Consider the following 26,549-nt stretch of genomic DNA (forward strand, 5'->3'; position numbering starts at 1 on the left):
AGGTTTTAACTTTTGATAAGTGGCAGGATGTTTTCTGCGCTTATAAATAATGGCTTATTCAAAGGTTGCAGAATTTTATTCTCACAATAAATATCAAAGATGAATCGCCACTCCTTTTCATGTTGAAAATCTGAGGGTTTTACCATGTGTCCTTCTGAAAGGCAGTGGATGATTTTTTCTGGTTCAGTATATATTACCTTGTTATCAATATGAATCTTTCTGGAGGTGTAAAAAATGCGATTGCTATACCATCTTATTTCCAGTGGTTTTTGTTCAATGTCTGTGGTGAAGAGCTTCTCGCCATCTAATGTCCTTGCTGACACCTCCGTAAGTATTGATTTTGATACGAGGTCACCAAAGAATGATGCCCTATCCCTTGGGAAATACCAATAATCGTTATATTCTCTAAAAATTCCCTGGCACTTTTTTGGGTCTAACAACTCAGACAAGCAAAAAATAAATCTATTAAATTTTGTCATTGTGCCTGTTGCATGGTATTTTTTTGAATATACGTGATTCGGAATTAAAGGACTGCTTCGCATATCAATATTTTGAGCGTAGAAATCGCTAGAGGCATCGCTGAAAGTATTCATCTCATTAAATACAAATGCAGGTAAGTGAACGTCATTTAGCCTGAATATTAACTCTATATTACCTTCATATCTGTCGGCTATTTGCTGCTCCTCCGTATCTCTATACTCTGTCAGTGTTCCAATTTTTATAGTATTTCTTTCCCAAATATTATCTCTTTCATGGCAACTTTTTACCAGATACATGATTTTCTCCTTGTGATAAGAAAATTATCACAAATACTAACGCGGTCCGCAATAAGTTTGTTAATGTGTTAAGTGTGAGTTTTTGACCACAGACTTAAAAAGATCTATATGCCTGACTACGTCGAGGTTTTATCATTTTCGGAGGCTGCCTACGGGCGGCTTTTTTGTTTCCCCTCGTTCTGAGAGGACTCACGGCAATAAGAGGGGGCTAAATGTCCGCAGAACCGATATCTGCTACGGCAACTGCTGGTGTTGCTGCCGGTACTACCGGAATCACCTTCGCCACGATGTTTCCAGAAGCTACTCCCGCCGTAATGCTTTGCTCACTTGCCGGGGCCGCTCTTTACGTCCTGAGCAGTGAGGACCACAAGATCTGGAAGCAGATACTGTTCGCGCTTATCTCGTTTATTGGCGGGATTTACTGCGCCGGAACAGCATCTGAAATCATCGCTGCGCTTATCAATGCGGCATTAAGTCACCTTTCTCCGCCAGTTTCCGTGAAGGTATCTCCAGCTATGGGTGCTCTGCTGGCTTCATCGGTTTCTGTCACCATCCTGGCTCGCATCCTTAAGCGGTCGAAGACAGGAGACTTACCCGGATTGAAGGGGGAAGAATGACGTGGCAAACACTGATCCTGAACATTAACGCTGTTGCATGCATCCTTATCACCATACGCCTGATGTTCTTCAGGAAGCGGAGCTTACGCCGCCGCCGTCTGATGGAGTTTCTGGCTTATGGGCTGATCCTCGCACCAGCGTTTACCGCTTTCCGCATCTGGCATGGTGATTACGTGCAGGTTGATTACGGAGAGTTGGTCGTCAACCTCATTGTCTGCATAGCCGTATGGCGTGCTCGTGGCAACATCGCAAGAATCGCAGGGGAAAGCACAACGTGAATCAATCACAATTTCAAAAGGCGGCTGGTATCAGCGCCGGGTTATCTGCGCGCTGGTTTCCGCATATCGACGCCGCTATGAGGGAATACGGCATCACCGCACCGCTAGATCAGGCCATGTTTATTGCCCAGATGGGGCATGAAAGCACCAGATTTACCCGGCTGGTGGAAAACCTGAATTATGCGGCTGAAAACCTGGTGCCGACGTTTGGCAGCCACCGCATTACTCAACAGCAGGCCGCTGCACTTGGCAGAACGGCAACGCAACCGGCAAATCAGAAAGCGATCGCCAATCTGGTATACGGTGGTGAGTGGGGAAAAGAACACCTTGGCAATCAGGTTGCTGGTGATGGCTGGAAATATCGCGGTCGCGGGCTGAAACAGGTTACCGGGCTGAGCAACTATCGCAGTTGTGGCCACGCGTTGAAACTGGACCTTGTTACCCACCCGGAGCTGCTTGAAAAGGATGAATACGCCGCGCGCTCAGCCGCATGGTTCTATGCCTCCCGCGGTTGCCTGCTTCATTCCGGCGATGTTGAGCGCGTTACGCTGCTAATCAATGGCGGCCGCAACGGGCTGGATAAACGCCGCGCACTATTTAATCTGGCGAAATCCGTTCTGGTGTGAGGTGAATGTGGGTATCGAAACGATAATCGGGCTGGCCGCACTGGTCATTTCCGCTATCGCCGGCGCTTTTGGCCTGGGCCATATTCGCGGCACCAGCAAAGCGGAAGCGAGAGCCGAGCAGCAGCGAACTGAAGATAACGCAGCGGCAACGGTCACAGCAGCCGAACGCCGGGTAGAAGCAACGAAAGAGGCCAGCAATGTACAGCAGAATGTTAACCACATGCCTGATGACGATGTTGATCGCGAGCTGCGTGACACGTGGAAGCGTCCCGGTGGTGATTGATACCGCCTGTGACTGGGTAAAGCCAATCTACCTGACTGATCACGACATCGACGTTATGGACCGCCAGACGAAGAAAGACATCCTGACGCATAACAAAGCGTGGCAGGCGAACTGCCAGCAACCAAAAGAAGTGAGGCCCAAGTGATCGCAACCATCGGAACAATTCTTGTTTGGGCTCTAATCGTTGTTGCGGCAGCCGCTGGGCTGTTTTTCGCATTCATCGGCTTTATGTTTTTTATCAGCTGGCCAAGGTGACACTAAGTGTTAGCCATTACAAAGCTCACCTGCTGGTGGGCTTGATAATGGTTATCCCCTCCGGCGGATAAGAAAACACTTATCCCCTACAAGGTATAAAACGGCCTCGCACCCGCGGGGTTTTTAATGCGCATCGCACGCGCACATCAAAGAAAGTCTTTCAGCTGTGAGCCTGGGCAAACCGTTAACTTTCGGCGGCTTTGCCGTGCGACAGGCTCACGCCTAAAAGGAAATAAATCATGGGTCAGAAAATCATTACGTTGTCCGGCGCTGCGACGGATGTTCTTTATGCGCTGTTTTTCCGTGGCGCGCTTCAGTCTGGTGACCTACCAGCTAAATCAGGCGCTGCTGAGCTTCGAGAGCTGGGATTCGCTGAAACACGCCATACCGCGACAGAGTATCAAAAGGAAAATTATTTCACCTTCCTGACGGCTGAAGGTCAGGCGTTTGCCATTGAGCACCTGGCCAATACTCGTTTTGGTGTGAAGCAGTATTGCAGCGCAATCAATATTGGAGTTGAGCTGGATACCACAGACGCACAAAAGGCTATTGATGATCTGGACGACAAAATCCGAAACAGCGATGCATTCAAAGTCCTGAAAGATGGCTGGTCTTTCGAAAAGAACGGGACGCTGGTGATTAATAACGGCCAGGTGTTCATTACCGATGCGAAGATTAGCGATGGCGTATTGTCTACAAACTATAACGTAAAGTTGAACGACGCCGATAAAGGCAAGCCGCACGAAGCTGGCATGACCCTCGGTATTGAAGGTGACCAGAGCAAGGTAGTGTTTAAAGCTGATCGCTTTCATGTACATGAAGCGGCTTCATCCATCATCGAAAACGCCGTCGCAACAAGCGCTAAGACGAAGATTAGGCTTGGCGATGAAATGAAGCAGGCCGTCATTGATGCCGTGCGTGAAAGCGATTTGTTCGCAGCCCTCCAGGCAAGCATTAATGCGCAGGAAGCTTCAGTAGCTGGACTGCAACAGGCGATGCGCGATTTGGTGAACGATGCTATCCGCAATGCGCTCAAGCCTGGCGGTATCCTCTGGAATGCACGGTCGCGTGGATTCTGACGGGAGGCTTTATGCGTATCACTGTATTGGATGGCGATCCCGGCAGGAAAATTAACCCAGCTCAGGAACGATATGCCGTTTTTCTCAATGGTATTGAGGTTAAGCACGTATTCACTGCTGATGATGAAAAAGGCGAGGTAATTGCTGCTGTGCGGGATGATCGCGGACACATGAAGGCGGAGCGAGGCATTGTGAAGCAACAAACGCTTTACGGAAAAGTCACCATTAAGCGTCAATAAACCCCGATGGAGAAATTATGCAGGTCACTATTGATGGTGTCCCGTTTGTGCCTGCCTGCGCTTCAGCGTCACGGATTGGTATTGCCATCACTACCCACAATCGGCCAGTCGTTTTAAACCGCGCCATTGAGCAGCACATTAAACATCTGCCCGCCGGGGCGCTGGTGGTGGTTATCGACGACGGCTCTAAACCTGCCGCCGTAGTACCTGACGGCGTGCAGCTGCTTCGCCATGTAACATCACTCGGCATTGTTGCTTCGAAGAACGCCAGTTTAACCGCGCTGATGGACGCCGGGTGTGAGCATCTTTTCCTTTGGGACGATGACGCCTGGCCCATCGCTGATAACTGGCACCTGCCATACATCGAATCACCCGAACCGCACCTGGCTTACCAGTTTCTCGATCTTGCTGGCACGAACAAGCTGAATGACCTTTCTGAGCTTTACCGTGACGATCAGCATGTGGCTTACACCGGGCAGCGCGGCGTGATGCTGTATTACCATCGCAGCGCTATCGAGAAGGTTGGCGGTTTCGATCCGATTTACGGTCGCGGCATGTACGAACACAGCGACCTCGCCCTGCGCATCCATAATGCTGGCCTGACGACATGGGCTTACTGTGATGTGGTCGGTTCAGAAAAGCTGATCCATTCTCTCGATGAGCATGAAGCCGTAGAGCGTTCGGTACCGCGTCCCGACCGACAGGCGCTGGTGGAACGTAACGTGAAGATCCACAACGAACGGCGTGATGCCGGGTTTACTGGTTACGTTGAATATCGCCAGCAGCGCGATGTAGTTATCACAACGCTGCTCACCAGTCAGCCTGACCCGCAGCGCGGCACAAAAATGGCGGCCTCGCCTGACATGCTGAACAAATGGGCGGCCTCGCTTCGCCAGTGTGGTCGTATAGCGCTGGTGGATGAATTACTTACGGCTCCAACAGATGTTGAGCTGTATCTCGTACCTGACGTGAAGATGAATGTCTACTTTCGTCGCTGGCTGCACATCTGGCAGCACCTGCGAGATAACCCTGAATACCGGTTCGTCTGGTGTACCGATGGTACCGATGTCGAAATGCTTCGCGCGCCGTGGGAAGAAATGGAGCCCGGAAAGGTGTACGTCGGTTCAGAACCAAAGACCTACGCCGATACCTGGGCAAAGCAGAATCACCCGGAGAGCATCTATCAGGAGTTCATTGAAGCGCACCGCAACGATGTGATGCTTAACGCTGGGCTGCTGGGTGGTACCCGCGCTGATGTGATGGCGTTCGCTCACGGCATAATCCGTCTTTACTACCGGATCGAGAGCTATCGTTTCTGGAAGAAAGAACAGGCAGGCGCCGCGGTGGGGGATATGATCGCTTTTGGCATTGTCGCTAAGTCTTTTGGCGATCGCATTGTCACCGGCCCGCGCATCCACACAGTTTTTAAGACTGATGGTATTGGCAAAGAATGCGCCTGGTTTAAACACAAATAGGCTGATATGAAAAAGACCAGAACTTTCAGTGAAAGATTCTGGGAAAAGGTCGTTGTTGCTTCTCCAGATGAATGCTGGATCTGGAATGCGGCTAAGAGAAAGAGTCCTATAGGCGGTGGAAAGTATTTATTTTACGGGCATTTGAAAGCTGGAGTTACTGCTGGCGGGCCTGGAAAGATGATTCTTGCACACAGAGCTTCATGGGAACTTTGCAACGGACCTATCCCAGACGGATATTTGATTGACCATACCTGCCATAACACTCTTTGCGTAAACCCAAAACATCTTCGAATAGCAACACCAAAGCAAAACGCTGAAAACAGGCACCGTCACTCCTCTGCGTCAGGATTTCGTGGCGTTACTTGGAATCGGGATATGAAGAAATGGTGTGCTCACTATAAAGAGCATGGTACCCGTCATCACCTTGGTTACTTTGACTGCAAGCATGAAGCCGCTGAGGTTGCACGACGAGCCCGGAATAAGGTGTTTACCCATAATGATGCTGACAGATATTAAGTTCTGCGTTGTTGGCCATCACGCCAGGCGGCAACAGGCTGAAGCGTTGGCCATGAGTATTGGCGCACACCTGCTTATCGATGAAGGTGACCACGGCGCGAACTGGAATCACCGACGCGCGCTTGAATGGGCATCAGAACAAACCTGCCGGGTAGTTGTTGTTGAAGATGATGCGATGCCAGTGGGCTTGTTCTTCACTTCAGTCACGAGCTGGCTTAATCGCTTCCCAGAATCGCTGGTGAGTTTTTACCTGGGTACTGGTAGACCACCTCAATATCAAATGCAAATAGCTGAACGACTGATAGTCGCTGATAAAACTCAGGCTGACTACATCACACTGCCGCGGCTGATACACGGCGTTTGTTATAGCGTACCTCCTCAGCATATTGAACGAGTCCTTTCTCGATGGGACAGCAGCAAGCCTGCCGATTATGCCGTTGGAGATGCCTATGGCGGCGCTGTAGTTTATCCGTGTTACTCGCTGGTGGATCATGCTGATTGTGAGCCTGTTGAACGTCACCCTGACTCATCGCCACGATCAGAACGCCGCCGGGCGTGGAGGCTGGCGTGAATAAAGAACCGCGTATCTATGGCAGCAAATGGGACAGAGAGCGTCTGGTGTTCCTTCGCGCACATCCTCTCTGTGTTATGTGCCGGGATCAGGGAAGGGTGGCAGCAGCAACGGTTGTTGACCACATCATTCCGCATAAACTGAAAGAGGCTCTTCGATCTGGTGATGCGGATGCCATAAGCAAAGCCCAGAAGCTCTTCTGGAGCCGCAGTAACTGGCAGGGACTGTGCAAGCAGCATCATGACTCAACGAAGCAGAGGATGGAGAAGCGCGGCACTATCATCGGCTGTGATGAAAGCGGCATTCCTCTTGATCCTTCTTCACACTGGTTCAAACGATAACATTTCTCATTCGTGAGTGGGCAGGGGAAGGGCGGGGTAAAAGTTCAGGGCTGTCACCCTGAATGACCGCCGCCCATCCTTTTTGTGCACAACCGCGAAATGAAAAGTTTTTTTCCGGGAGGTTCCGATGGCAGGACGACGCCCGAAACCGACCCACCTGAAAGTGGTAACCGGCAACCCGGGCAAACGCAAACTCAACGACAAAGAGCCTACACCGGCGCGAGAAATCCCGAGTCCACCTGAGCATCTCTCTGACTGGGGAAAGGTGGCCTGGGGAAAGCTAACCGTGCTACTCGACGGCATGGGAATTCTGACCATTGCCGATACGCTGGCGCTCGAACGTCTTTGTGATATTTACGCCGACATTCTGCAACTGCGTCTGACGATTGCCGATGAAGGGCGAACGTACACAGTGCAGACAGAGGGCGGTTTTTTGATTAAAGCAAACCCGGCGGTTGCCATGCTTGCCGACGCTGATCGTCGATTTAAAAGCTACCTGGTTGAATTCGGTCTCACTCCGGCCGCCAGAACGAAGGTGAAAGTGGATGGTGGAGAAAAAGAAGAAGACCCGTTCAACCAGTTCTTCGGTTGATCCCGCAACGCGATACGCCATGGATGTAGTTTCGGGTAAGGAAATCGCCGGGCCGGATATAAGAAATGCCTGTAAACGACACCTTAAGGACCTTGAATCATGTCATGCCCGGGGGCTGTTTTGGGATACCGAAGCTGCGCAGCGCGCCATCGACTTTTTCGCGAAAGTGCTGAAGCTCAACGGCGGCGAGCATGAAGGTAATCCCTTTATCCTCCTGCCCTGGCAGTGTTTCATTGTTGGTTCGATATTTGGGTGGAAAAACTCTGAAAACTACCGTCGTTTTCGCATGGTGTATGTCGAATCGGGTAAAGGTTCGGGGAAGTCACCGCTGGCTGGCGGAGTAGGGCTCTACTGCCTGACAGCTGATAAAGAACCACGTGCTGAGGTATATGCCGCGGCCACGAAAAAAGACCAGGCCATGATCCTGTTTAGGGATGCGGTGGCGATGGTTGATCAGTCACCAGCGCTGGCGCAGCGGATTAATAAATCAGGCGGAGCCGGGAAGGAGTGGAACCTGGCTTTCCTTCAGACGGGGTCTTTCTTCAGACCCATCAGTTCTGATGATGGACAGTCAGGTCCGCGTCCGCATTGTGCACTGATTGACGAGATTCACGAGCATAAGAACAACCAGGTCGTTGAGATGATGCGCGCCGGTACGAAAGGACGTCGGCAGGCGCTGATTTTCATGATCACCAACAGCGGCCACGATAAAACCAGCGTCTGTTATGACTACCACGAGTACGGGCGCAAGGTAGCAGAAGGTTCGATCGAGGATGACAGTTTCTTTTCGTTCATCTGCTCGCTTGATGAAGGGGAGGACCCGTTTAAGGACGAGACCTGCTGGAAGAAAGCTAACCCCTCGCTTGGTCACACCTTCACAGACCGTTATCTGAGGGAACAGGTCACCCAGGCACGTGGCATGCCGTCGAAAGAGAGTATCGTTCGCCGGCTCAACTTCTGTCAGTGGGTAGACGCCGATAATCCCTGGATGAGCAGCGATGTGTGGATGGGATGTGAAGAGGACTTCGACCTGCATGAATTGCAGGGTGAGGAATGTTATGGCGGCCTTGACCTTTCTGGAAGCCGGGACCTTACCGCGCTGGCGCTGTTTTTCCCGAAAAAAAGAAAACTGCTGGTGGAGTTCTGGACACCGAAAGACACGTTGCTTGATCGGGCTAAAACGGATCGGGTTCCTTATGACGCGTGGGAGCGGGATGGATACATTCATACCACGCCAGGGAAAGCGGTTAAGTACGGATTCGTTGCTGAACGTATAGCTGACCTTTCTCAGATGTTTTTTATCAAGGCAATAGCCTTTGACCAGTATCGAATCAAATATCTTGAACCTGAACTGGAAGATGCCAGCGTATCAGTGCCTTTGATCCCTCACGGGCAAGGGTACTACAAAGCCCAGGAGTCAGGGTTATGGATGCCGCACTCTATTGAGCTGTTCGAACAGCGGCTGGATGACGGCGACATCATCATCAAAACCAATCCCTGCCTGCGCTGGAATGCTGCATCAGCAGTAACCGAAGCCGATCAGAAAGAAAACCGGATCTTTGCCAAGAAAAAGAGTACCGGCCGTATTGATGGCGTAGTGGCATCTGCTATGGCTATTGGTGCATCTGAAGGGGATGTTGGGGATGAGGGCGATGTCGATGGATTTTTTGACGAACCGATCATAGTGGGTATCTGATGGCTAAGAATAAACAACCCGGGCGTGTAAAAAGCGCCCTGTTAAACTGGCTGGGAGTACCAATCAGTCTCACGACAGGTGAATTCTGGCGTGAATGGTATGGCACCAGTAGCAGCGGAAAGGTTGTTACCGCTGATAAAGCGATAAAGCTCTCTGCTGTCTGGGCTTGTGTCAGGCTGTTGAGTGAGTCCATTTCAACACTCCCACTGAAAATATACGTGCGCCAGCCTGACGGGTCTCGAAAGGCTGCGACCGATCACCCGGCCTATTCGGTGCTGTGCCGTCGCCCTAACTCAGAAATGACGCCATCCCGCTTTATGTTGATGGTAGTAGCCAGTATTTGTCTTCGCGGGAATGCCTTCATTGAGAAGAAGTTCATCGCAAACCGCCTGGTTTCGCTGGTGCCTTTGTTGCCGCAGAACATGGTGGTTAAACGTCTCACTACCGGAGCGCTGGAATACAAATACACTGAAAACGGAAACGAACGCATCATTCCAGTTAAAAACATGATGCACATTCGCGGATTCGGGCTGGATGGTGTTTGTGGGATGATGCCAACGATGGCGGGCGTTGATGTATTTGGCGCTGCTATGTCGGTGGATGAAGCGGCAGCAAAAATTTTCGAGAATGGCCTTCAGAGCACCGGATTTTTGTCCTCTGAAAATGCACTGACGAAGGAGCAGCGCGATCGACTGCGCCAGAACCTTCAGTCATTTATCGGTTCAAAAAATGCCGGAAAGCTGATGGTTCTGGAAAATAAATTAACTTACCAGAACGTCACAATGAACCCGGAGGCTGCGCAACTTCTTGAAAGCCGTTCATTCAGCATTGAGGAAATCTGCCGCTGGTTCCGCGTTCCGCCCTATATGGTTGGGCATACGACAAAGCAGAGCAGCTGGGCTTCGAGTCTGGAGGGTATGAACCTTCTTTTCCTGACGCACACCCTGCGACCTTTGCTGGTGAACATCGAACAGGAAATTGGACGGTGCCTCCTGGACAGCGATGATGAGGTGTTCGCGGAGTTCTCCGTAGAAGGACTGCTGCGCGCCGACAGCGCGGGCCGTGCTGCTTACTATACCAGCGCGCTCCAGAATGGGTGGATGTCCCGCAATGACGTGCGCCGTCTTGAGAATATGCCACCGATTGAAGGGGGTGACATTTACACCGTTCAGCTCAACCTGACGCAACTGAAAAATCTCGAAAGCAGCAATCCTGCTGTTCAGGCTCTGGCCCTGAGAGAACTGCATAACCACGTATTCCCCGATATTTCCTTTGAACAATCTCCGCTGAAACAGGCCGCTTAGGAGCACTTTCCTGATGAGCAAAAAACAACTTCCGGTAGCACCGGCGGGTCGCCCCTGCGCGCGCGTTACCTGTGAAACATTACCGTCCGCACTGGACCGCTGGGACGGCGGGATCAAAGCTGCGGCCACCGACGACAACAGTATTTCTGTTTTTGATGTGATCGGGCAGGACTACTGGGGTGAAGGCGTAACAGCCAAACGTATCGCCGGTGCGCTTAGGGCGATGAATGGCGCCGACGTCACGGTCAATATTAACTCCCCTGGCGGGGACATGTTCGAAGGCCTGGCCATCTACAACCTTCTGCGTGAATACGAAGGCCGTGTGACTGTGAAGGTGCTCGGTATTGCCGCCAGCGCCGCCTCGGTCATTGCGATGGCCGGGGATGATATTCAGATCGGTCGTGGTGCCTTCCTGATGATCCACAACTGCTGGGTCTACGCGATGGGTAACCGCCATGACTTTGCGGAACTGGCACAGTCTCTTGAGCCGTTCGATACCGCTATGGCAGACATCTACGCGGCGCGTTCCGGCCTTGATATGGCAGCCGTTCAGAAACTGATGGACGCCGAGAGTTATATCGGTGGCAGTGACGCTGTGGCGAAGGGACTGGCAGACAGCCTGCTTTCTGCTGATGCGGTCAGTGATGGCGATGAATCACCCGCGGCCGCGCTTCGAAAACTTGATGCGCTGCTGGCTAAAACCAACACCCCGCGCTCTGAGCGCAGAAAACTCATTAAAGCCTTATCCGGTGGCATGCCTGGCGCTGTCACCACCCACGACGGTACGCCGGGCGCTGCCGAAGATATCAAACCTGAAACCCTCAATTCACTTGAAAGCGCTCTTGCGGCGTTAGTCAAATAAGGACCCTTTATGTCTGAAGTAAACGAAATTCTGAAAAAAGTCACTGCCAGCATTGAAGAGGCAACCGGCAAATTCAACGCGAAAGCAGAAGACGCACTCAAAGAGGCGCAGAAGTCAGGCAGGCTGTCAGAAGAAACAAAAGCTGCCGTTGATAAAATGGCTTCTGAGTTCAACGCGCTGCGTGAAGCTGAAAAAACCCTGAAGGCCGCAATGGGCGAACTGGAGCAACATGTTGCCCAGATGCCGCTGGCAAACGCAAAACAGGTTATCGAGTCCGTTGGCCACCAGGTGATCTCCGCTGAAGCCCTGAAAACCTTTGCTTCCAGCGTGGAAGGCGGTAAGCGCATCAGCATCCCGGTCAAGGCCGCCCTGACTTCGGTGGATGTGCCTGATGGTGTCGTGGAGCCACAGCGCCTGCCGGGTATTGATACGGCACCGAAGCAGCGCCTGTTCATCCGCGATCTGATTGCTCCAGGCCGTACGTCCTCCTCAGCTATTTTCTGGGTGCAGCAGACAGGCTTTACCAATAACGCGAAAGTGGTTCCTGAAAATACGCAGAAACCATACAGCGAAATTGAGTTCACGCCGAAAATCACTGGCGTCAGCACCATCGCCCACCTGTTCAAAGCCTCAAAGCAGATCCTGGATGACTTCGCACAGTTGCAGTCCACCGTTGATGCCGAAATGCGCTACGGACTGAAGTATGCAGAAGAGCAGGAAATTCTCTTCGGTGATGGTACCGGCGTTCATCTGCACGGCATCGTTCCTCAGGCGTCAGCTTTCAATCCGGCGTTCACTGTCGAACAGCAGAGCGGGATTGACGATCTGCGTCTGGCAATGTTGCAGGCACAGCTGGCACGCTTCCCGGCGTCTGGTCATGTTCTTCACTTCATTGACTGGGCGCGGATCGAGCTGACCAAAGACAGCCTGGGTCGTTACATTCTGGCGAACCCTGCGGCGCTGACTGGTCCGACTCTGTGGGGCCTGCCGGTTGTTGCAACGGAAGCGGCAGCCTTCCAGGGTAAATTCCTGACCGGTGCATTTAACGCTGGCGCGCAAATCTTCGACCGCGAAGATGCGAACGTGGTTATCTCCACGGAGAACGCCGACGACTTCGAGAAAAACATGATCACCATCCGTTGCGAAGAACGTCTTGCGCTGGCTGTGAAACGCCCTGAGGCGTTCGTGTACGGTTCATTCAGCACCGGCGCGGGTAGCTGATAACTATTGCGGCCTTCGGGCCGCTTTTTCCGGGGCAAACAAATGCTTGATCAGAATGTGGTGAAACAGCATTGCCGCATTGATACCGACTTTACGGGTGATGATGCTCTGCTGGAGATTTACACAGGTGCGGCGGCCCGGTACGTCCAGACATGGACACGGCGAACGCTCTATGAAAAGGAAAGCAGCCCTGGCTACGCTGACGACCCGGACTCGATACTGCTCAATGATGATGTTAAGGCAGCCATGCTACTGCTTATCGGTCACTGGTATGCAAACCGGGAATCCGTGGTCACCGGACAAACCGTTGCAGAGGTCCCGCTTGCAGTTGAAGCCCTGCTTCAGCCATACCGAATTTACGGAGTGTAGGAGGGGTTATGCAGGCCGGAAGACTGAGAGACAGGGTGGTAATTCAGAACATCACAACATCGCGTGATCCTTCTGGTCAGCCTGTTAAAACGTGGCATGACGGTGCAGAAGCCTGGGCAGAAGTTAAGGGCATCAGTGGGCGTGAGTTGGTAGCCGCTGGTGCTGAAACCGCAGTCGCAACCATCAGGGTATGGACACGATTTCGTAGCGATATAACTGCTGCGTCCAGACTCAGGGTTATGACTGGCCCGCTCAAGGGGGCCATTTTAAATATCATTGGTCCGCCGATACCTGATTCTCGCGGCATTCAGCTCGAAATTCTTTGTAAGCAGGGGATCGAAAAATGATTGAGACGAGCCTCGATTTTTCCGGGTTAAATGACATAGCAAAGGATCTGGAGGCGCTTAGCCGCGCTGAAAACAACAAGGTCCTGCGTGATGCCACGCGCGCTGGCGCCGAAGTGCTTAAGGAAGAGGTGATCGCCCGCGCACCAGTGCGCACCGGGAAACTGAAAAAAAACGTGGTGGTGGTTACCCAAAAAAGCCGCCGCCGAGGGGAGATTTCTTCCGGCGTCCATATTCGTGGGGTTAACCCGCGCACCGGTAACAGCGATAACACGATGAAGGCGAATAACCCGAGAAACGCCTTTTACTGGCGCTTTGTGGAGCTGGGAACGGCCAACATGCCTGCGCATCCTTTTGTGCGACCCGCTTACGATACGCGCGAGGAAGAGGCCGCCAGCGTCGCTATTGCCAGAATGAATCAGGCTATTGATGAGGTATTGAGCAAGTGAATGAAGATGATATCTACGCCTTGCTTTCTCCCCTGGCGCAAGGACGGGTATATCCCTACGTTGCACCATTAGGTAGTGACGGAAAGCCGTCTGTCTCGCCACCCTGGATTATTTTTTCCATCGTCGATGATGTTTCCGCTGACGTGCTGTGTGGCCAGGCAGAGAGCAGGGTTTCCATTCAGGTAGATGCTTACTCAACCTCCATCAAAGAGGCGCGCGCGCTCGTGGAAGATGCTCTAGTGGCGCTACGGCCACTAAACCCGACGGAGGTCGCCAGGCTCCCCGGATACGAGCCCCATCGACGACTCTACCGCATGACCCTCGATTTCAGGGTTACCCCCTGACAATTAATTCACCCAACGAACCCGCCTGATGGCGGGTTTTCTTTTTCCAGGAGACAGCTATGTCTGCACTTTATGAAAAATCGCAGCTGACGAAGATCCTTATTTCCTCTCTGCCAGCCACCAAAGAAACGATGGATTCCGCAACCTTCCTCGATCTGAGTTGCACCATCAAAGAAATTCAGTTCACCGGTGGTCAGAAGCAGGATATCGACGTAACAACGCTTTGCTCTACCGAGCAGGAGAATATCAACGGTCTGCCTTCTCCGTCAGAAATCTCCCTGTCCGGCAACTTTTACAAGAACCCGGCGCAGGATGCCTTGCGCGATGCGTATGACAACGATACGACCTACGCTTTCCAGGTCATTTTCCCGTCAGGGAAGGGCTTTAAGTTCCTGGCTGAAATCCGCCAGCATACCTGGTCCTCCGGTACCAACGGCGTAGTGGCGGCAACGTTTTCCCTGCGCCTGAAGGGTAAGCCTGAAAACATCGAATCTGGTTCCTGAGGGGTTGCATGAAAAATATTAAAAACCTCGCCCTGGCTAAGATGTCGGGCTTTCGTCATAAGACGGTCTCCGTTCCTGAGTGGGAAGGCGTCAAAGTGGTTCTCCGTGAGCCGTCAGGTGAAGCCTGGCTGCGCTGGCAGGAAGTGGTGAAAGCGGGAGCCGACGATGAAAATGTGTCGGTATCGGAAAAGGCGCACCGTAATCTTTGCGCTGACGTGGTTCTGTTCATTGACGTTCTGTGCGACACCGATAAGCAACCGGTGTTCAGCGTTGACGAAGAAGAGCAGGTGCGTGAAATTTACGGACCTGTCCACTCACGCCTGCTCAAACAGGCGCTTGACCTGATTAACAACGCGGACGAAGCGCGGGAAAAGTCTCAACCCCCGGCGTAAAGTTTCTGATGTCGCTTGCGCTCCGGATGGGGCGCACGCTATCAGAACTTCGGCAGAACATGACGGCAAGCGAGCTTCTGATGTGGATTGAGTACGACAGGCAAAGTCCGGTTGGCGATATTCGCGGGGACATTCAGGCCGCCCAGCTCGTCTCTGCCATCTACGGATCACAGGGGGCAAAAGTACCGCTGGACGATGCGATCCTGCGCTGGGGTGGTGACGAGCAATCAGCACCAAAAGACCCGTTTGCAGGACTTGAGGCTGCACTTACAGCTGCGACACAGTAAGAACATTCTTTTTACTCTCTGGCTAAAGAAATTTGGTGATTACAATCCCGAGCCTGCTTTAACACGAGTTTAATCCAAAATAAATTGCTGTTAATCTGAGAAAAAACTAAGAGGATGTGCAATGAAACGATTTATTTTGGCCCTGGGTATCTCTAGCGTGCTTTCAGGTTGTGCCGGCCTGCTTGATAAACAGGACCCTATTTGTTCTGGTGTGGCCATGGTTGGCGGACAAGAAACAACGGTGCAAATTTATGGCATTCGTAAGGTGGTTGAACAAACTCAGTATCGAGCTGGTTATCCGTTTAACTGGCAGTGGGTCGCAGCCAATAATTTCAAATCCAATACTTGTTCAAAATGAGTTTGTCAGATACGAACTCCTAAGTTAGCATAATGTTGCTGCTGTGAATCCACCTATGCGGATGGGCGTACAGTCAAATTTCTCTGATGAGAAACGTAAACGAGATCGCGAGTTCTTTGACTGGAGGACTCACCGGGAGGCACCCGGCACAGCAGCAACAAATTAAACCTCGCTCCGGCGGGGTTTTTTTTCGCCTGGAGAAATGTGATGGCAACCTTACGCGAATTAATAATCAAAATTTCCGCTAACTCGCAGTCATTCCAGACGGAAATTTCCCGCGCCTCACGTATGGGGCAAGACTATTACCGTACCATGCAAAATGGTGGACGACAGGCCGCCGCCGCCGCCCGTGAGAGCGAAAGGGCTCTATCCGATTTGACTGATGGATTTGCATCAGTAGGGAGAGCAGCAGCCGCTGCTACAGCTGCCTTTGCGACAGGTAAACTTGTTCAGATTGCCGATGAGTGGAATTCAGTAAACGCTCGTCTAAAGCAGGCCTCATCTTCTGCTGATGATTTTGCTGCCTCTCAGCGGCAGTTAATGGAAATAAGCCAAAGAACCGGCACGGCATTTTCAGATAACGCAAACCTTTTTTCTCGCGCAGCTGCCTCAATGCGCGAGTACGGTTATAGCTCTGACGAAGTTCTGAAAATTACAGAAGCTGTCTCTACCGGTCTTAAGCTTTCTGGGGCTAACACTCAGGAGGCGAGTTCTGTTATCACTCAGTTCAGTCAGGCGCTCGCACAAGGCGTTCTTCGTGGTGAAGAATTCAACGCCGTTAACGAAGCAGGTGATCGTGTTATTCGCGCACTTGCCGCCGGAATGGGCGTGGCCAGAAAAGACCTGAAGAGCATGGCTGACCAGGGGCAACTTACGATTGATAAGGTTGTACCTGCATTAATGAGCCAGCTGGGCTCATTACAGGGTGAGTTTGCCAGCATGCCGCAAACAGTTTCCGGATCCCTGCAAAAAGTCACAAACTCGTTCATGGCATGGGTTGGCGGTGTCAACCAGGCTACAGGTGCTACCGATGCGCTATCTGGTGGCCTGGACGGGGTTGCCCAAACGCTTGATTCATTTACATCATCGGCAGTAAGTGGCGCACTGAGTGATGTTGCAGACAATATGTCCACGATCACAACAGTGGCGGGTGCGCTTGTTGGTGTTGGGCTGGCAAGGTATCTCAGTGGAGTAGTAACTAGCGCCACGAGCGCAACCGGCGCGCTAATTTCTGCGGCTAAGTCAGAGGTCGCACTTGCTGTTGCGCAGGATAAAGCGGCTCAGTCTGCTGTTGCAGCTTCAAGGGCTGAAGTTTATCGAGCCCAGCAAGCTGTTCAGCGTTCACGAAGCGCAGATGTCCAAGCTGCTCAGCAAGAGAAAATTGCGGCAGCGGAAGCAAAGGTTACAGCAGCTCAAGCCAGGCTGACTACTGCTCTTGCAACTGGCACCGCTACGGAAAAAGTCAGAGCCAGAACTGCGCTTGAACGTGCACAGGCAGGGCTGGTGGCCGCAAAAAACGCCGATGCCCAGGCTGTTGCAGAAAGGCGTTTGGCCGCGACACAGGCCTCCTTAAGCCGGAACCTTGCAAACCGCGTTTCGACTCAGAGCAATCTCAATAGCGTAACATCTGTCGGTACTCGGCTGATGAGTGGTGCGCTTGGCTTGATTGGTGGCGTGCCTGGGCTGGTGATGCTGGGAGCAGGCGCCTGGTATGCGATGTATCAGAATCAGGAGCAGGCTCGTCGTTCTGCACAGGAGTATGCCAGTCAAATTGACGAGATTAGAGAGAAAACATCTCGCATGTCCTTATCGGAAACGGATGACAACCGTGGTAGGACTGTTGGAGCCCTTGTCGAGCAAAATCGTCTGATTGATGAGCAAGCAAGGAAGGTTGGTGACCTGAAGTCTCAAATTGACGATCTTAATGCCTCCCGTGGTAAGCCGGGCATTACCAGCGAGAACGATGCCAATATTTTAAGCGCTATCGCGATTGTTACTGATCAACTCGCGGTTGAAGAGGGAAAATTGAATGATATGCGAGATAAGTCTCGCGGAATTCAGCAGGCCCTCGAAGAAATAGAGCGGCGTCGTAACGATTTGATACGTGAGCAAGCCTGGCGTCAGAATGCTGTATATCAGTCACTAATTATGATGAATGGGCAGCATACTGAATTTAATAAACTTCTTGGTTTGGGCAATCAACTTCTCATGGCTCGCCAGGGGCTGGCTAACGTCCCGCTCAGACTCCCGCAGGCAGACCTCGACAAAAAGCAAACCGATGCCATCGAAAAGAGCCGCCGGGATCTGGAGTTGTCACGCCTGAAGGGGGAGGCCAAAGAGCGCCTGCGGCTGAGTTATGCAGCCGATGACCTGGGGTTAACCAGTGATCCACAATTCCAGACTGGACGTCAGGAGTTGATTAATAACGGTCTGGCTGAATGGCGGAATAATGAGGCCAACAAACCCAAGGCGAAGGGCGGTAAAACCGAAGGAGAGAAAACAGAGGATGTGTATAAGCGCCTTATCAAGCAGCAAAAAGAGCAGATCGCCCTGCAAGGTCAGAATACTGAACTGGCGAAGGTTAAATATCAGGTCAGCCAGGGCGAACTTGCTTCTCTGACGGAAGCCCAGAAAAAGACGGTATTGCAGAATGCAGCGCTGATTGACCAGGTTAAATTGCGTGAGCAACTGCGAAATTACGAAGCCAACCTTGCCGACAGTAACGCCAGCGCCCGCGCAGCTAATGAAGCGCAACTGCTTGGTTACGGGCAGGGTACCCGGTTCCGGGAAAGACTTCAGGAGCAGTTCAAACTGCGTAAGGAGTTCGAGCAGAAGAATACCGATCTTCTTCGCCAGCGCCAGGCTGGTGAAATCGACGAGACGTTCTATCAGCAGGGGCTGGCACTCAATAAGCGCTATCTCGAAGAGCGCCTGCGCGACCAGGAGGGATATTACGCAGCTTCTGATGCGCAGCGTGACGACTGGATGACGGGACTGTCTGAGGGTTATGCGAACTGGGTGGACGAAGCTACTGATTATTCTTCCATGGCCGCTGACGGCATGAAGCAGGCTATGGGTGGCGCGGTCACCACGATCACCGACATGCTCAATGGCAACGTTGACAGCTGGAAGGACTGGGGCGTGAGCGTACTGAAGATTATTCAGAACGTTCTGGTGAACATGGCTGTTGCTAATGGCGTCAGCTCAATTGGATCACTGTTCAGTTTTGGTGCCTCGTCAGCCGCAACCGCCAGCAGCGGTACCGCTATTCAGAATGCTGGCGCGAACTTCACATTTAATGCGAAGGGTAACGTTTACGACTCTCCGTCCCTGAGCGCTTACAGCAATGGCGTTTTCCAGACGCCTCAGCTGTTTGCTTTTGCCAAAGGCGCAGGGATTTTCGGCGAGGCAGGTCCTGAAGCAATCATGCCCCTCACGCGGGCACCTAATGGTGATCTTGCCGTTCGCGCAGTGGGGATGCCGCAGGTCTCTGGCGGTGTGCCTTCAGTTAACTTCGGCGATATCAATATTCAGGGCGGATCTCCACAGGCATCCAGTCAGGGTACTGCCGGAGCAGCAGGCAGGCAGCTTAAGGATGCCATCACTGGTGTCATTAACGAACAGGCCAGCATGCCGGGCTCGCCTCTGTGGCGATTAATCAAGGGAGTTTAACCATGGCAGTCGAAACCTTCAGCTGGTGCCCAAAGGTTGCCTCTCAGGTTGATACAAGTTTTCGTACCCGAAAGGCGCAGTTTGGTGATGGCTATACACAGGTGGCCGGGGACGGCATCAACCCGGTAACACCTCAGTGGAGCGTGAGCTTTACCGGCGACGAGGCTTACATTCAGGCCATTAAAAACTTTCTGAACAGACATGCAGGGTGGAAGTCATTTATCTGGAAGCCGCCGCTTGAGCCTTCAGGTTTATGGCGCGCGGAATCCTTCCAGATATCTACCCACGGCAACAAAAAATACACCCTCAGCAGCACATTCATACAGGCATACCATCCATGAGTATTTCATCTGATGTCCAGAAACTGGAACCGGGTAAGCGCGTCCGCCTGATCGAGGTGGACGGCTCAGCGTTCGGTGCGGGTATTCTTCGCTTTCACAACGAGACAATCCCGCATACCGAGGCGGAAATCATCGCCGCAGGCGGCGACGAGTCAAAACTTGAGCCGAAGTCGGTGTGGTGGCAGGGGCAGGAGTATGGCGCGTGGCCGTATGAACTGACCGGCATATCTGTAAGCAGTGACGGCCAGAGTTCACGGCCGTCTCTCACCGTGGCAAACATCAGCGGTACGATTGGCGCGCTGTGCCGAAGATTTCAGGGGATGGCTAAAGCTAAGGTGATCATCCATGACACTTTCGCACACTATCTAGACGCCAGAAACTTCCCTGATGGGAACCCGACTGCGAATCCCAACGAGGAGCGCAAACAGGTTTATTACATCGACCGTAAGTCAGGATCGGACGATGAAACCGTAGAGTTTGAGCTTTCCAGTCCAGCCGATCTGCGCGGGCAACTTATTCCGACCCGGCAAATTCAGCCAATGTGCACGTGGTGCATGCGGGGCTGGTACAAAACCGGGAACGGCTGCACCTACGCCGGGCAAAACGGCTGGTTCGATAAAGACGGCAATCGGGTGGACGATCCTTCACAGGATGTTTGCTCCGGATTGCTGTCAACGGGCTGTAAACCTCGCTTCGGAGAGAATGAACAGCTGGATTATGGCGGGTTCCCCGGCGCTTCACTTCTGAGAGGATAATCATGCGCGACAAAACAGTTAGCGCCATTCTGGCGCATGCCGCCGCATCCTTCCCCGAGGAGTGCTGTGGCGTGGTTATTCAGAAGGGGCGGGTGGAGAAATACATCCCCTGCAAAAATAATGCTGAGTCGCCGACTGAGCAATTTGAACTTAATCCTGAGGATTATGCGGCCGCCGAAGAGCAGGGCACTGTGGTGGCGATCGTCCACAGCCATCCCGGCGACGGGGCAACAACTCAGCCGAGCGAGCTCGACATGCTGATGTGTGATGCCACGGAACTGCCCTGGATTATTGCATCGTGGCCGGAGGGCGACATTCGCACCGTCATGCCTCGCGGAGACCGTCCCCTCACAGGGCGCCAGTTTGTACTCGGGTATGCAGACTGCTGGTCTCTCATCATGGACTATTTCCGCATCGAGCACGGCATTGAACTGCCCAACTACAGCGTAGATCGCCACTGGTGGGAGCAGGGTGAAAACCTCTATATGGATAACTGGCAGGAATGCGGTTTCCGTGAATACGACGGTCCCGCTCAGCCAGGTGACATGGTTATCATGCAGGTTCAGTCCACCGTCCCGAACCATGCCGGGATTTTGCTTGATGGCAACATGCTACTGCATCACATGTATGGCCAGCTAAGCCAGCGTATTCCCTACGGTGGCTATTACCGTGACCGTACCATCAAAATTCTGCGTTATAAGGATTTGATGTAATGGAAAGAAAAACCGTTATCAAACTCAGCGGCTCAATGGCTCAGCGATTTGGCAGGATACATCGCCGCGCACTAACGTCGGCCAGCGAAGTGTTCAGGGCACTTTCTAACACCATTGACGGATTTGATGCCTACCTGCGAGAGACCAGAGCGAAAGGGCTGGACTTTGTCATCTTCCGAAACCAAATAAACATAGGCAAGGAAGAGTTTGAACTTCTTGGGCCTGGTGATGAGCTCCGTATTATCCCTGTCATACGCGGTAGTAAAAGGGCGGGGCTCTTTCAAATTGTTACTGCCGCCGCAATTGCGGCCTTTACCTGGTGGAACCCAATAGGATGGGCAGCAAGCACACAAATGGCACTATATGCCGCAGCTGGTTCTATGGCCGTTGGTGGTGTAGTGCAGATGCTCTCTCCTCAGGTTTCAGGTCTGCGAATGCGTCAGGAACCTGATAACAAACCCTCCTATGCGTTTGGTGGTCCCGTTAACACGACGGCATCTGGCAATCCCGTCCCCCTGCTTTATGGGCAACGGGAAATTGGCGGCGCGATTATCTCCGCCGGGATTTATGCAGAAGATCAGCAATAAGCCTCATCCCTGAGGCCGGAGAGATGTTATGGATAAACAGCTATTTTTACAGCGGTACAGCCTGGCCACTGATGATTTCAGAGTTCAGCCGTTTTGTGGTTTTCACGAGACTATCAAACATTGTTTCAAGCGAGAGCCAGGCATCTTGGATGCCATTCCCGTAAGCCTGGAAATAGATACAGAATCTGTGCCCGGTCAACTTGTTCCCGTCGGGGGTGATGTAGTCCGTTATGAGGGGGCTGATGCGGAAGGAGCCTTTTCTAAAATCGGACCTTTCTATCTGAAGGTATATCGATAATTTATCGTAAACCCATATGATTGCTTCTTTGTTTGCATTCATTTCTATCTGTCGAAGGAAAAATTCGAAGCGGCCTGTTATTCCATGTGTACACCTGAATAAGGCTGCTGATGGATCATCCTTAGGTTCTCCAGAGAGCATACAGTCAGTGCTTTCCAGGGCACTTCCTGGACCGTTTATCCATCTAATAAAATCGTAAAAATTTTGTACCGATATTTGGTCTGCGTGCTCTACAAAGTCTTCTAAATGTGTAGTGATGAGTTCGGGGTGCTCTCTAAAATTATAGTATTTCCCCGCTTTATACTGATGTCCTTCGGTTGCACCCCATGGTTGGGAACGTCTTCCGGATTCCGTTATTTCAAAGGATGACACGACAATCATTTCACTTTCCTTAACCTATTTGATCCAGACGAAAGTTTTATTTAGTAACTACAGCAAAGTATCAACATACCCAGGGCTGTAAGGAATCAACATCCTGATATTCAAACAGTAACCACCTTAAGGTGGCTTTTTTATGGGCGAAATATGACAACGACGATCATCAAAGGCCGCGGTAAAGGTGGCAGCAACCAGACCCGAACGCCCGTTGAAGCACCGGACAGCATTCAGTCCATTGCAAGGGCAAAGGTGTTGATTGCGCTTGGAGAGGGTGAGTTCGCTGGCGGGCTTGATGGTAAAAACATTTTTCTTGGTGACTCATCTTCGTACACGCCTCTTCAGAACGCCGACGGGAGTTATAACTTCAATAATGTGAAATATGAGTTCCGTTCCGGTACTCAGGACCAGGACTACATTCAGGGCTTCCCCGGCATTGAAAACGAACTTCAGGTTTCATATGAGCTGAAACAGGCTGTGCCGTACGTGCGCGCGGTATCCAACACGCAGCTCTCTGCGCTGCGAATTCGCCTGGGGTGGCCAACTCTTTTACTCCAGAAAAACAACGGTGATAAAGTCGGCACCCGCGTCGAGTATGCTATCGATCTGTCGGTCGATGGCGGGCCGTATGAAACGGTGGTTAACGGTGCTGTTGATGACAAAACCACGTCGCTTTATGAGCGCAGTCACCGCGTCAATCTTCCGAAAGCCTCGACTGGATGGCAGTTGCGGGTTCGCAGAATCACGCCGGATTCCACGAGCGTGAATATCGTCGACACCATGCGCGTTGTGGCCGTTACTGAAATTATTGACGCCAAAATTCGCTACGTTAACACAGCGCTGCTGTATGTAGAGTTTGACGCAAAGCAGTTCCCTAATGGCATTCCTCAGGTTGTGTGCAATCCGAAAGGGCGAATCATCCGTGTACCTGATACCTACGATCCTGAAACCCGCACTTACTCTGGTACATGGGAAGGTGTTTTTAAATGGGCATGGACGGATAACCCCGCCTGGATTTATTACGACATCATTCTGAACGAGCGTTTCGGGCTGGGTCAAAGAATCGACGCGACACAGATAGACAAATGGGAGCTTTATCGCATCGCCCAGTATTGCGATCAGCTGGTACCAGACGGAAAGGGCGGCAGCGGGACGGAGCCGCGTTTTCGTTGCAACGTCTATATCCAGGACCGTAATGACGCCTGGACCGTACTCCGTGATTTGGCAGGTATTTTTCGCGGTATGACGTACTGGGGCGACAATAAGATGTATGTCCTCGCCGATATGCCCCGTGATGTGTGGCATATCTATAACCACGCCAGCGTGGTTGAGGGTAAATTTACCTTTGCGGACCCGAGTGAAACCACCCGAAACACCGCCGCACTGGTGAACTGGTCAGACCCGGCCAACCACTATAAAGATACGCCTGAGCCTGTTTACGATAACGATCTGGCCATGCGCTTCGATTATCGTCAGCTCGAAATGACCGCAATCGGCTGCACCAGGCAGTCAGAGGCAAACCGTCGGGGGCGCTGGGCGCTGCTTACTAACGGTATTGGCGAGGTGGTGACTTTCAGCACAGGCATGGACGTTCCCCCTGTCGGGGAAGTGATCGGCGTGGCCGCTAATGAGCTTGCCGGAAGAACTATCGGCGGCAGGGTGAGTACGGTTAACGGCCGCAACATAACCCTCGATCGCGCCGCTGATGTGAAAGCCGGTAACCGGTTGTTTTTGAACCTGCCATCAGGAATAGCTCAGGCCAGAACCGTCCAGGCCGTTAAGGGAAACACAGTCACTGTCACCACACCCTACAGCGAAACGCCGGAGGCTGAATGTAACTGGGGTGTGGATTCTGACGATCTGTATATAGCGCTTTTCCGTGTTACGGGAACGCGGGACAACAACGACGGTACTTTCGAAGTCACCGGGACGACTTACAACCCTGACATCTATTCCGCCGTTGATACCGGGGCAAGGCTGGACGAGCGTCCGATCAGTGTCATCCCTCCAGGGGTTCAGGCACCTCCTGGTAATATTGTCGTTGACAGTTACTCTACGGTTAACCAGAACATTGCTGTTACCACCATGCGTGTTGCCTGGGATGCTGTTCAGGGGGCAGTTGCGTACGAGGCTGAATGGCGGCGTGACAGTGGCAACTGGATTAGTGTGCCCCGAACGTCTTCTCTCGGTTTTGAAGTGCAGGGTATCTACTCCGGACGTTATCTGGTGCGCGTCAGGGCGGTGAACGCCAGCGACGTTTCATCAGTCTGGGCAACATCAGCAGAAGTAAATCTTACGGGTAAAGTGGGCAATCCGCCGAAACCGGTCGGCTTCATCGCTTCCGATAATGTGGTATTCGGTATCGAGCTGAGCTGGGGATTCCCGGCGAATACCGACGACACGCTGAAGACGGAAATTCAGTACAGCCCGACCGGGACCGAAGACGATGCGATGCTGCTGGCAGATGTACCCTATCCGCAGCGCAAGTATCAGCAGATGGGCCTTAAGGCAGGGCAAATTTTCTGGTACCGCGCGCAGCTGGTGGACCGCAGCGGAAACGAATCAGGGTATACAGAATGGGTGCGCGGGCAGGCCAGCATCGATGTATCCGACATCACCGATGCAATCCTGGAGGACATGAAAGGTTCCGATACGTTCAAAGACCTGATCGAGAACGCGGTGGACAGCAGCGGAAAACTGGCAGAACTGGCTGATGCAATCAAAGAGAACGCAGACGGCCTTGCTGCTGCGGTTGGCTCGAACAAGCAGACCGCTGAAGCAATCATCGGAAACGCGCTGGCTATTGCCGATGTTGTCGTGCGCCAGACAGCCCAACAGGGCGCTAACTCTGCGACTTTCGAACAGCTCCGGGAGGTGATCGCTACTGAGACGGAGGCACGCGTAACGGATGTAACCCGTCTTGAGGCAAAAACAGCGCAGAACGAAGCGGTAATTACCGAGGTAAGGCAGGCTCTGTCAGATGAAGCTCAGGCAAGGGCTACTGCTGTTGATCAGCTCACTGCGAGTACTCAGGTCATTTCTGATAAAGCTGATTCGGCTTCGAGTAAAGCTGACACTGCATCAGGTAAGGCAGATGCAGCTGAACAAGCCAGCTCACAAAACACTGCTGATATCACCACGTTGCGACAGGTTGTCACCGACACGACTTCATCAATGGCATCCCGTCTGGAGGAGCTGGGAGCAAGAACCGATACTGCCAGCGGCGGCATCCAGAATAACGCTATCGCGCTAATAACGAGTACGCTGGCGCAGGTTGATCAGCGGGTGAGACTCAGCGCGCAGTACGGTGACAGCAAGGCCGGCATCGATCGTATTGATAACGTCATGGCAAGCGACAGGGAGGCAACGGCGCGTTCGCTGCTGAGTTTGCAGACTGACGTGAACGGCAACAAGGCATCCATCAACAGCCTGAACCAGACGTTCTCCGATTACCAGCAGGCCACGGCTACGCAGATAAACGGCATCACGGCGACCATCAACGGGCACACTTCAGCGATCACCACCAACGCGCAGGCCATTGCGAACGTCAACGGCGACCTGAAGGCGATGTACAGCATCAAGGTCGGGTTATCCAGCAACGGCCAGTACTACGCCGCAGGGATGGGGATAGGCGTGGAGAATACGCCGTCCGGCATGCAGTCGCAGGTTATCTTCCTGGCTGACCGCTTCGCCGTAACGCACCAGGCCGGAGCCACGGTGACCCTTCCGTTCGTTATTCAGAACGGGCAGGTGTTCATCAGAGACGCGCTGATAGGTGATGGCACCATCAGCAACGCCAAGATCGGCAACTACATCCAGTCCAATAACTATGTCGCTGGCTCAGTCGGGTGGAGGCTGGATAAGGGCGGTACGTTTGAGAACTACGGTTCGACAGCTGGTGAGGGGGCGATGAAGCAGACTAATCAGACGATCAGTGTCAAGGATGCCAACAATGTGTTGAGGGTGCAGATCGGGAGAATTACGGGAACATGGTAACGGGAGGCCTCTTACGGGGCCTCTTTTTTTCAGGA

The 26,549-nt window shown here is 52.4% G+C and carries 31 protein-coding genes and 1 pseudogene; 30 read left to right on the forward strand and 2 right to left on the reverse strand.

Features of this window, described 5'->3' with window-relative positions; genetic code table 11:
* Nucleotides 1-5: 5 nt before the first annotated feature.
* Nucleotides 6-776 carry a hypothetical protein gene (locus DD606_RS07315; RefSeq protein WP_129258453.1) on the reverse strand — a complete coding sequence of 257 codons (771 nt, stop codon included), beginning with the start codon at nt 774-776 and terminating at the stop codon, nt 6-8.
* A 212-nt stretch (nt 777-988) separates the two neighbouring features.
* Here DD606_RS07315 and DD606_RS07320 point away from each other — a divergent pair, with 212 nt between their 5' ends.
* The 29 genes and pseudogenes from DD606_RS07320 (at nt 989) to DD606_RS07460 (ending at nt 21,845) form a co-directional block, all read left to right on the forward strand.
* Nucleotides 989-1,393: a putative holin gene (locus DD606_RS07320; protein WP_129258455.1), complete on the forward strand. Its 405-nt coding sequence runs from the start codon at nt 989-991 to the stop codon at nt 1,391-1,393.
* Nucleotides 1,390-1,671, forward strand: coding sequence for a phage holin family protein (locus DD606_RS07325; RefSeq protein ID WP_129258457.1), 282 nt, complete (start codon nt 1,390-1,392; stop codon nt 1,669-1,671). Before DD606_RS07320 ends, DD606_RS07325 begins: the two co-directional genes overlap by 4 nt.
* Entirely contained in the window at nt 1,668-2,297 is a 630-nt protein-coding gene (locus tag DD606_RS07330; RefSeq protein WP_129258458.1) for a glycoside hydrolase family 19 protein, read from the forward strand. The genes DD606_RS07325 and DD606_RS07330 overlap by 4 nt, the downstream gene beginning before the upstream one ends.
* A gap of 7 nt (nt 2,298-2,304) precedes the next feature.
* The gene (locus DD606_RS07335) at nt 2,305-2,580 is read left to right on the forward strand and encodes a hypothetical protein (protein WP_129258460.1); all 276 of its coding nucleotides are present in this window, start codon (nt 2,305-2,307) and stop codon (nt 2,578-2,580) included.
* Entirely contained in the window at nt 2,531-2,725 is a 195-nt protein-coding gene (locus DD606_RS07340; RefSeq protein ID WP_049019286.1) for a hypothetical protein, read from the forward strand. The genes DD606_RS07335 and DD606_RS07340 overlap by 50 nt, the downstream gene beginning before the upstream one ends.
* A gap of 349 nt (nt 2,726-3,074) precedes the next feature.
* Nucleotides 3,075-3,914, forward strand: coding sequence for a DUF1983 domain-containing protein (locus DD606_RS07345; protein ID WP_063945197.1), 840 nt, complete (start codon nt 3,075-3,077; stop codon nt 3,912-3,914).
* Between the two features lie 11 nt (nt 3,915-3,925).
* Entirely contained in the window at nt 3,926-4,153 is a 228-nt protein-coding gene (locus DD606_RS07350; RefSeq protein ID WP_049019287.1) for a hypothetical protein, read from the forward strand.
* Between the two features lie 17 nt (nt 4,154-4,170).
* Nucleotides 4,171-5,628: a glycosyltransferase family 2 protein gene (locus DD606_RS07355; RefSeq protein WP_129258462.1), complete on the forward strand. Its 1,458-nt coding sequence runs from the start codon at nt 4,171-4,173 to the stop codon at nt 5,626-5,628.
* A 6-nt stretch (nt 5,629-5,634) separates the two neighbouring features.
* Complete coding sequence (locus DD606_RS07360; protein ID WP_071925305.1) at nt 5,635-6,144, forward strand: HNH endonuclease signature motif containing protein; 510 nt, start codon at nt 5,635-5,637, stop codon at nt 6,142-6,144.
* Nucleotides 6,125-6,715, forward strand: coding sequence for a hypothetical protein (locus tag DD606_RS07365; RefSeq protein WP_074172548.1), 591 nt, complete (start codon nt 6,125-6,127; stop codon nt 6,713-6,715). The genes DD606_RS07360 and DD606_RS07365 overlap by 20 nt, the downstream gene beginning before the upstream one ends.
* Nucleotides 6,712-7,056, forward strand: coding sequence for an HNH endonuclease (locus DD606_RS07370; RefSeq protein WP_045345562.1), 345 nt, complete (start codon nt 6,712-6,714; stop codon nt 7,054-7,056). The genes DD606_RS07365 and DD606_RS07370 overlap by 4 nt, the downstream gene beginning before the upstream one ends.
* A gap of 127 nt (nt 7,057-7,183) precedes the next feature.
* Entirely contained in the window at nt 7,184-7,648 is a 465-nt protein-coding gene (locus tag DD606_RS07375) for a phage terminase small subunit P27 family (RefSeq protein ID WP_045911167.1), read from the forward strand.
* Nucleotides 7,602-9,344 (forward strand): terminase large subunit, encoded by a 1,743-nt coding sequence (locus tag DD606_RS07380; RefSeq protein WP_080339344.1) that lies wholly within the window; start codon nt 7,602-7,604, stop codon nt 9,342-9,344. Before DD606_RS07375 ends, DD606_RS07380 begins: the two co-directional genes overlap by 47 nt.
* A complete protein-coding gene (locus tag DD606_RS07385) occupies nt 9,344-10,648 on the forward strand; it encodes a phage portal protein (protein WP_045911168.1) in 1,305 nt (434 codons plus the stop codon). The genes DD606_RS07380 and DD606_RS07385 overlap by 1 nt, the downstream gene beginning before the upstream one ends.
* A gap of 13 nt (nt 10,649-10,661) precedes the next feature.
* Nucleotides 10,662-11,510 (forward strand): head maturation protease, ClpP-related, encoded by an 849-nt coding sequence (locus DD606_RS07390; protein WP_064499057.1) that lies wholly within the window; start codon nt 10,662-10,664, stop codon nt 11,508-11,510.
* A 9-nt stretch (nt 11,511-11,519) separates the two neighbouring features.
* On the forward strand, nt 11,520-12,731 hold the full coding sequence (locus DD606_RS07395; RefSeq protein WP_032104393.1) for a phage major capsid protein: 1,212 nt from the start codon (nt 11,520-11,522) through the stop codon (nt 12,729-12,731).
* A gap of 42 nt (nt 12,732-12,773) precedes the next feature.
* On the forward strand, nt 12,774-13,100 hold the full coding sequence (locus DD606_RS07400) for a head-tail connector protein (protein ID WP_017384372.1): 327 nt from the start codon (nt 12,774-12,776) through the stop codon (nt 13,098-13,100).
* Nucleotides 13,101-13,108: 8 nt separating this feature from the next.
* Nucleotides 13,109-13,447, forward strand: coding sequence for a phage head closure protein (locus DD606_RS07405; RefSeq protein ID WP_017384371.1), 339 nt, complete (start codon nt 13,109-13,111; stop codon nt 13,445-13,447).
* On the forward strand, nt 13,444-13,893 hold the full coding sequence (locus DD606_RS07410) for an HK97-gp10 family putative phage morphogenesis protein (protein ID WP_006809157.1): 450 nt from the start codon (nt 13,444-13,446) through the stop codon (nt 13,891-13,893). The genes DD606_RS07405 and DD606_RS07410 overlap by 4 nt, the downstream gene beginning before the upstream one ends.
* Entirely contained in the window at nt 13,890-14,237 is a 348-nt protein-coding gene (locus DD606_RS07415) for a DUF3168 domain-containing protein (protein WP_042863305.1), read from the forward strand. The genes DD606_RS07410 and DD606_RS07415 overlap by 4 nt, the downstream gene beginning before the upstream one ends.
* Nucleotides 14,238-14,296: 59 nt before the next feature.
* Nucleotides 14,297-14,716 (forward strand): annotated as a pseudogene (locus DD606_RS07420) (phage tail tube protein); the annotation flags it as partial.
* Nucleotides 14,717-14,748: 32 nt separating this feature from the next.
* The gene (locus tag DD606_RS07425) at nt 14,749-15,132 is read left to right on the forward strand and encodes a phage tail assembly chaperone (protein WP_045338900.1); all 384 of its coding nucleotides are present in this window, start codon (nt 14,749-14,751) and stop codon (nt 15,130-15,132) included.
* An 8-nt stretch (nt 15,133-15,140) separates the two neighbouring features.
* Nucleotides 15,141-15,419 carry a DUF4035 domain-containing protein gene (locus DD606_RS07430; RefSeq protein ID WP_023305929.1) on the forward strand — a complete coding sequence of 93 codons (279 nt, stop codon included), beginning with the start codon at nt 15,141-15,143 and terminating at the stop codon, nt 15,417-15,419.
* A 121-nt stretch (nt 15,420-15,540) separates the two neighbouring features.
* Nucleotides 15,541-15,777 (forward strand): cor protein, encoded by a 237-nt coding sequence (locus DD606_RS07435; RefSeq protein WP_042863304.1) that lies wholly within the window; start codon nt 15,541-15,543, stop codon nt 15,775-15,777.
* A gap of 207 nt (nt 15,778-15,984) precedes the next feature.
* The gene (locus DD606_RS07440; protein ID WP_129258464.1) at nt 15,985-19,449 is read left to right on the forward strand and encodes a phage tail tape measure protein; all 3,465 of its coding nucleotides are present in this window, start codon (nt 15,985-15,987) and stop codon (nt 19,447-19,449) included.
* 2 nt (nt 19,450-19,451) lie between these two features.
* The gene (locus DD606_RS07445; RefSeq protein WP_022648745.1) at nt 19,452-19,790 is read left to right on the forward strand and encodes a phage tail protein; all 339 of its coding nucleotides are present in this window, start codon (nt 19,452-19,454) and stop codon (nt 19,788-19,790) included.
* The gene (locus DD606_RS07450) at nt 19,787-20,545 is read left to right on the forward strand and encodes a phage minor tail protein L (RefSeq protein ID WP_006809150.1); all 759 of its coding nucleotides are present in this window, start codon (nt 19,787-19,789) and stop codon (nt 20,543-20,545) included. Before DD606_RS07445 ends, DD606_RS07450 begins: the two co-directional genes overlap by 4 nt.
* A 2-nt stretch (nt 20,546-20,547) precedes the next feature.
* Entirely contained in the window at nt 20,548-21,258 is a 711-nt protein-coding gene (locus DD606_RS07455) for a C40 family peptidase (RefSeq protein WP_023296258.1), read from the forward strand.
* Nucleotides 21,258-21,845 carry a tail assembly protein gene (locus DD606_RS07460; protein WP_129258466.1) on the forward strand — a complete coding sequence of 196 codons (588 nt, stop codon included), beginning with the start codon at nt 21,258-21,260 and terminating at the stop codon, nt 21,843-21,845. The genes DD606_RS07455 and DD606_RS07460 overlap by 1 nt, the downstream gene beginning before the upstream one ends.
* A 46-nt stretch (nt 21,846-21,891) precedes the next feature.
* On the opposite strand, the gene DD606_RS26420 is transcribed toward DD606_RS07460, so the two are convergent.
* Nucleotides 21,892-22,524: a hypothetical protein gene (locus DD606_RS26420; RefSeq protein ID WP_044703935.1), complete on the reverse strand. Its 633-nt coding sequence runs from the start codon at nt 22,522-22,524 to the stop codon at nt 21,892-21,894.
* Between the two features lie 144 nt (nt 22,525-22,668).
* Between DD606_RS26420 and DD606_RS07470 the strand changes: the two genes are divergently transcribed.
* Nucleotides 22,669-26,514, forward strand: a complete 3,846-nt coding sequence (locus DD606_RS07470; protein ID WP_129258468.1) for a phage tail protein — start codon at nt 22,669-22,671, stop codon at nt 26,512-26,514.
* The last annotated feature ends 35 nt before the right edge of the window (nt 26,515-26,549 follow it).

The sequence above is a fragment of the Enterobacter cloacae complex sp. GF14B genome, from assembly GCF_004136805.1.
In the GTDB taxonomy this organism is placed as follows: domain Bacteria; phylum Pseudomonadota; class Gammaproteobacteria; order Enterobacterales; family Enterobacteriaceae; genus Enterobacter; species Enterobacter hormaechei_C.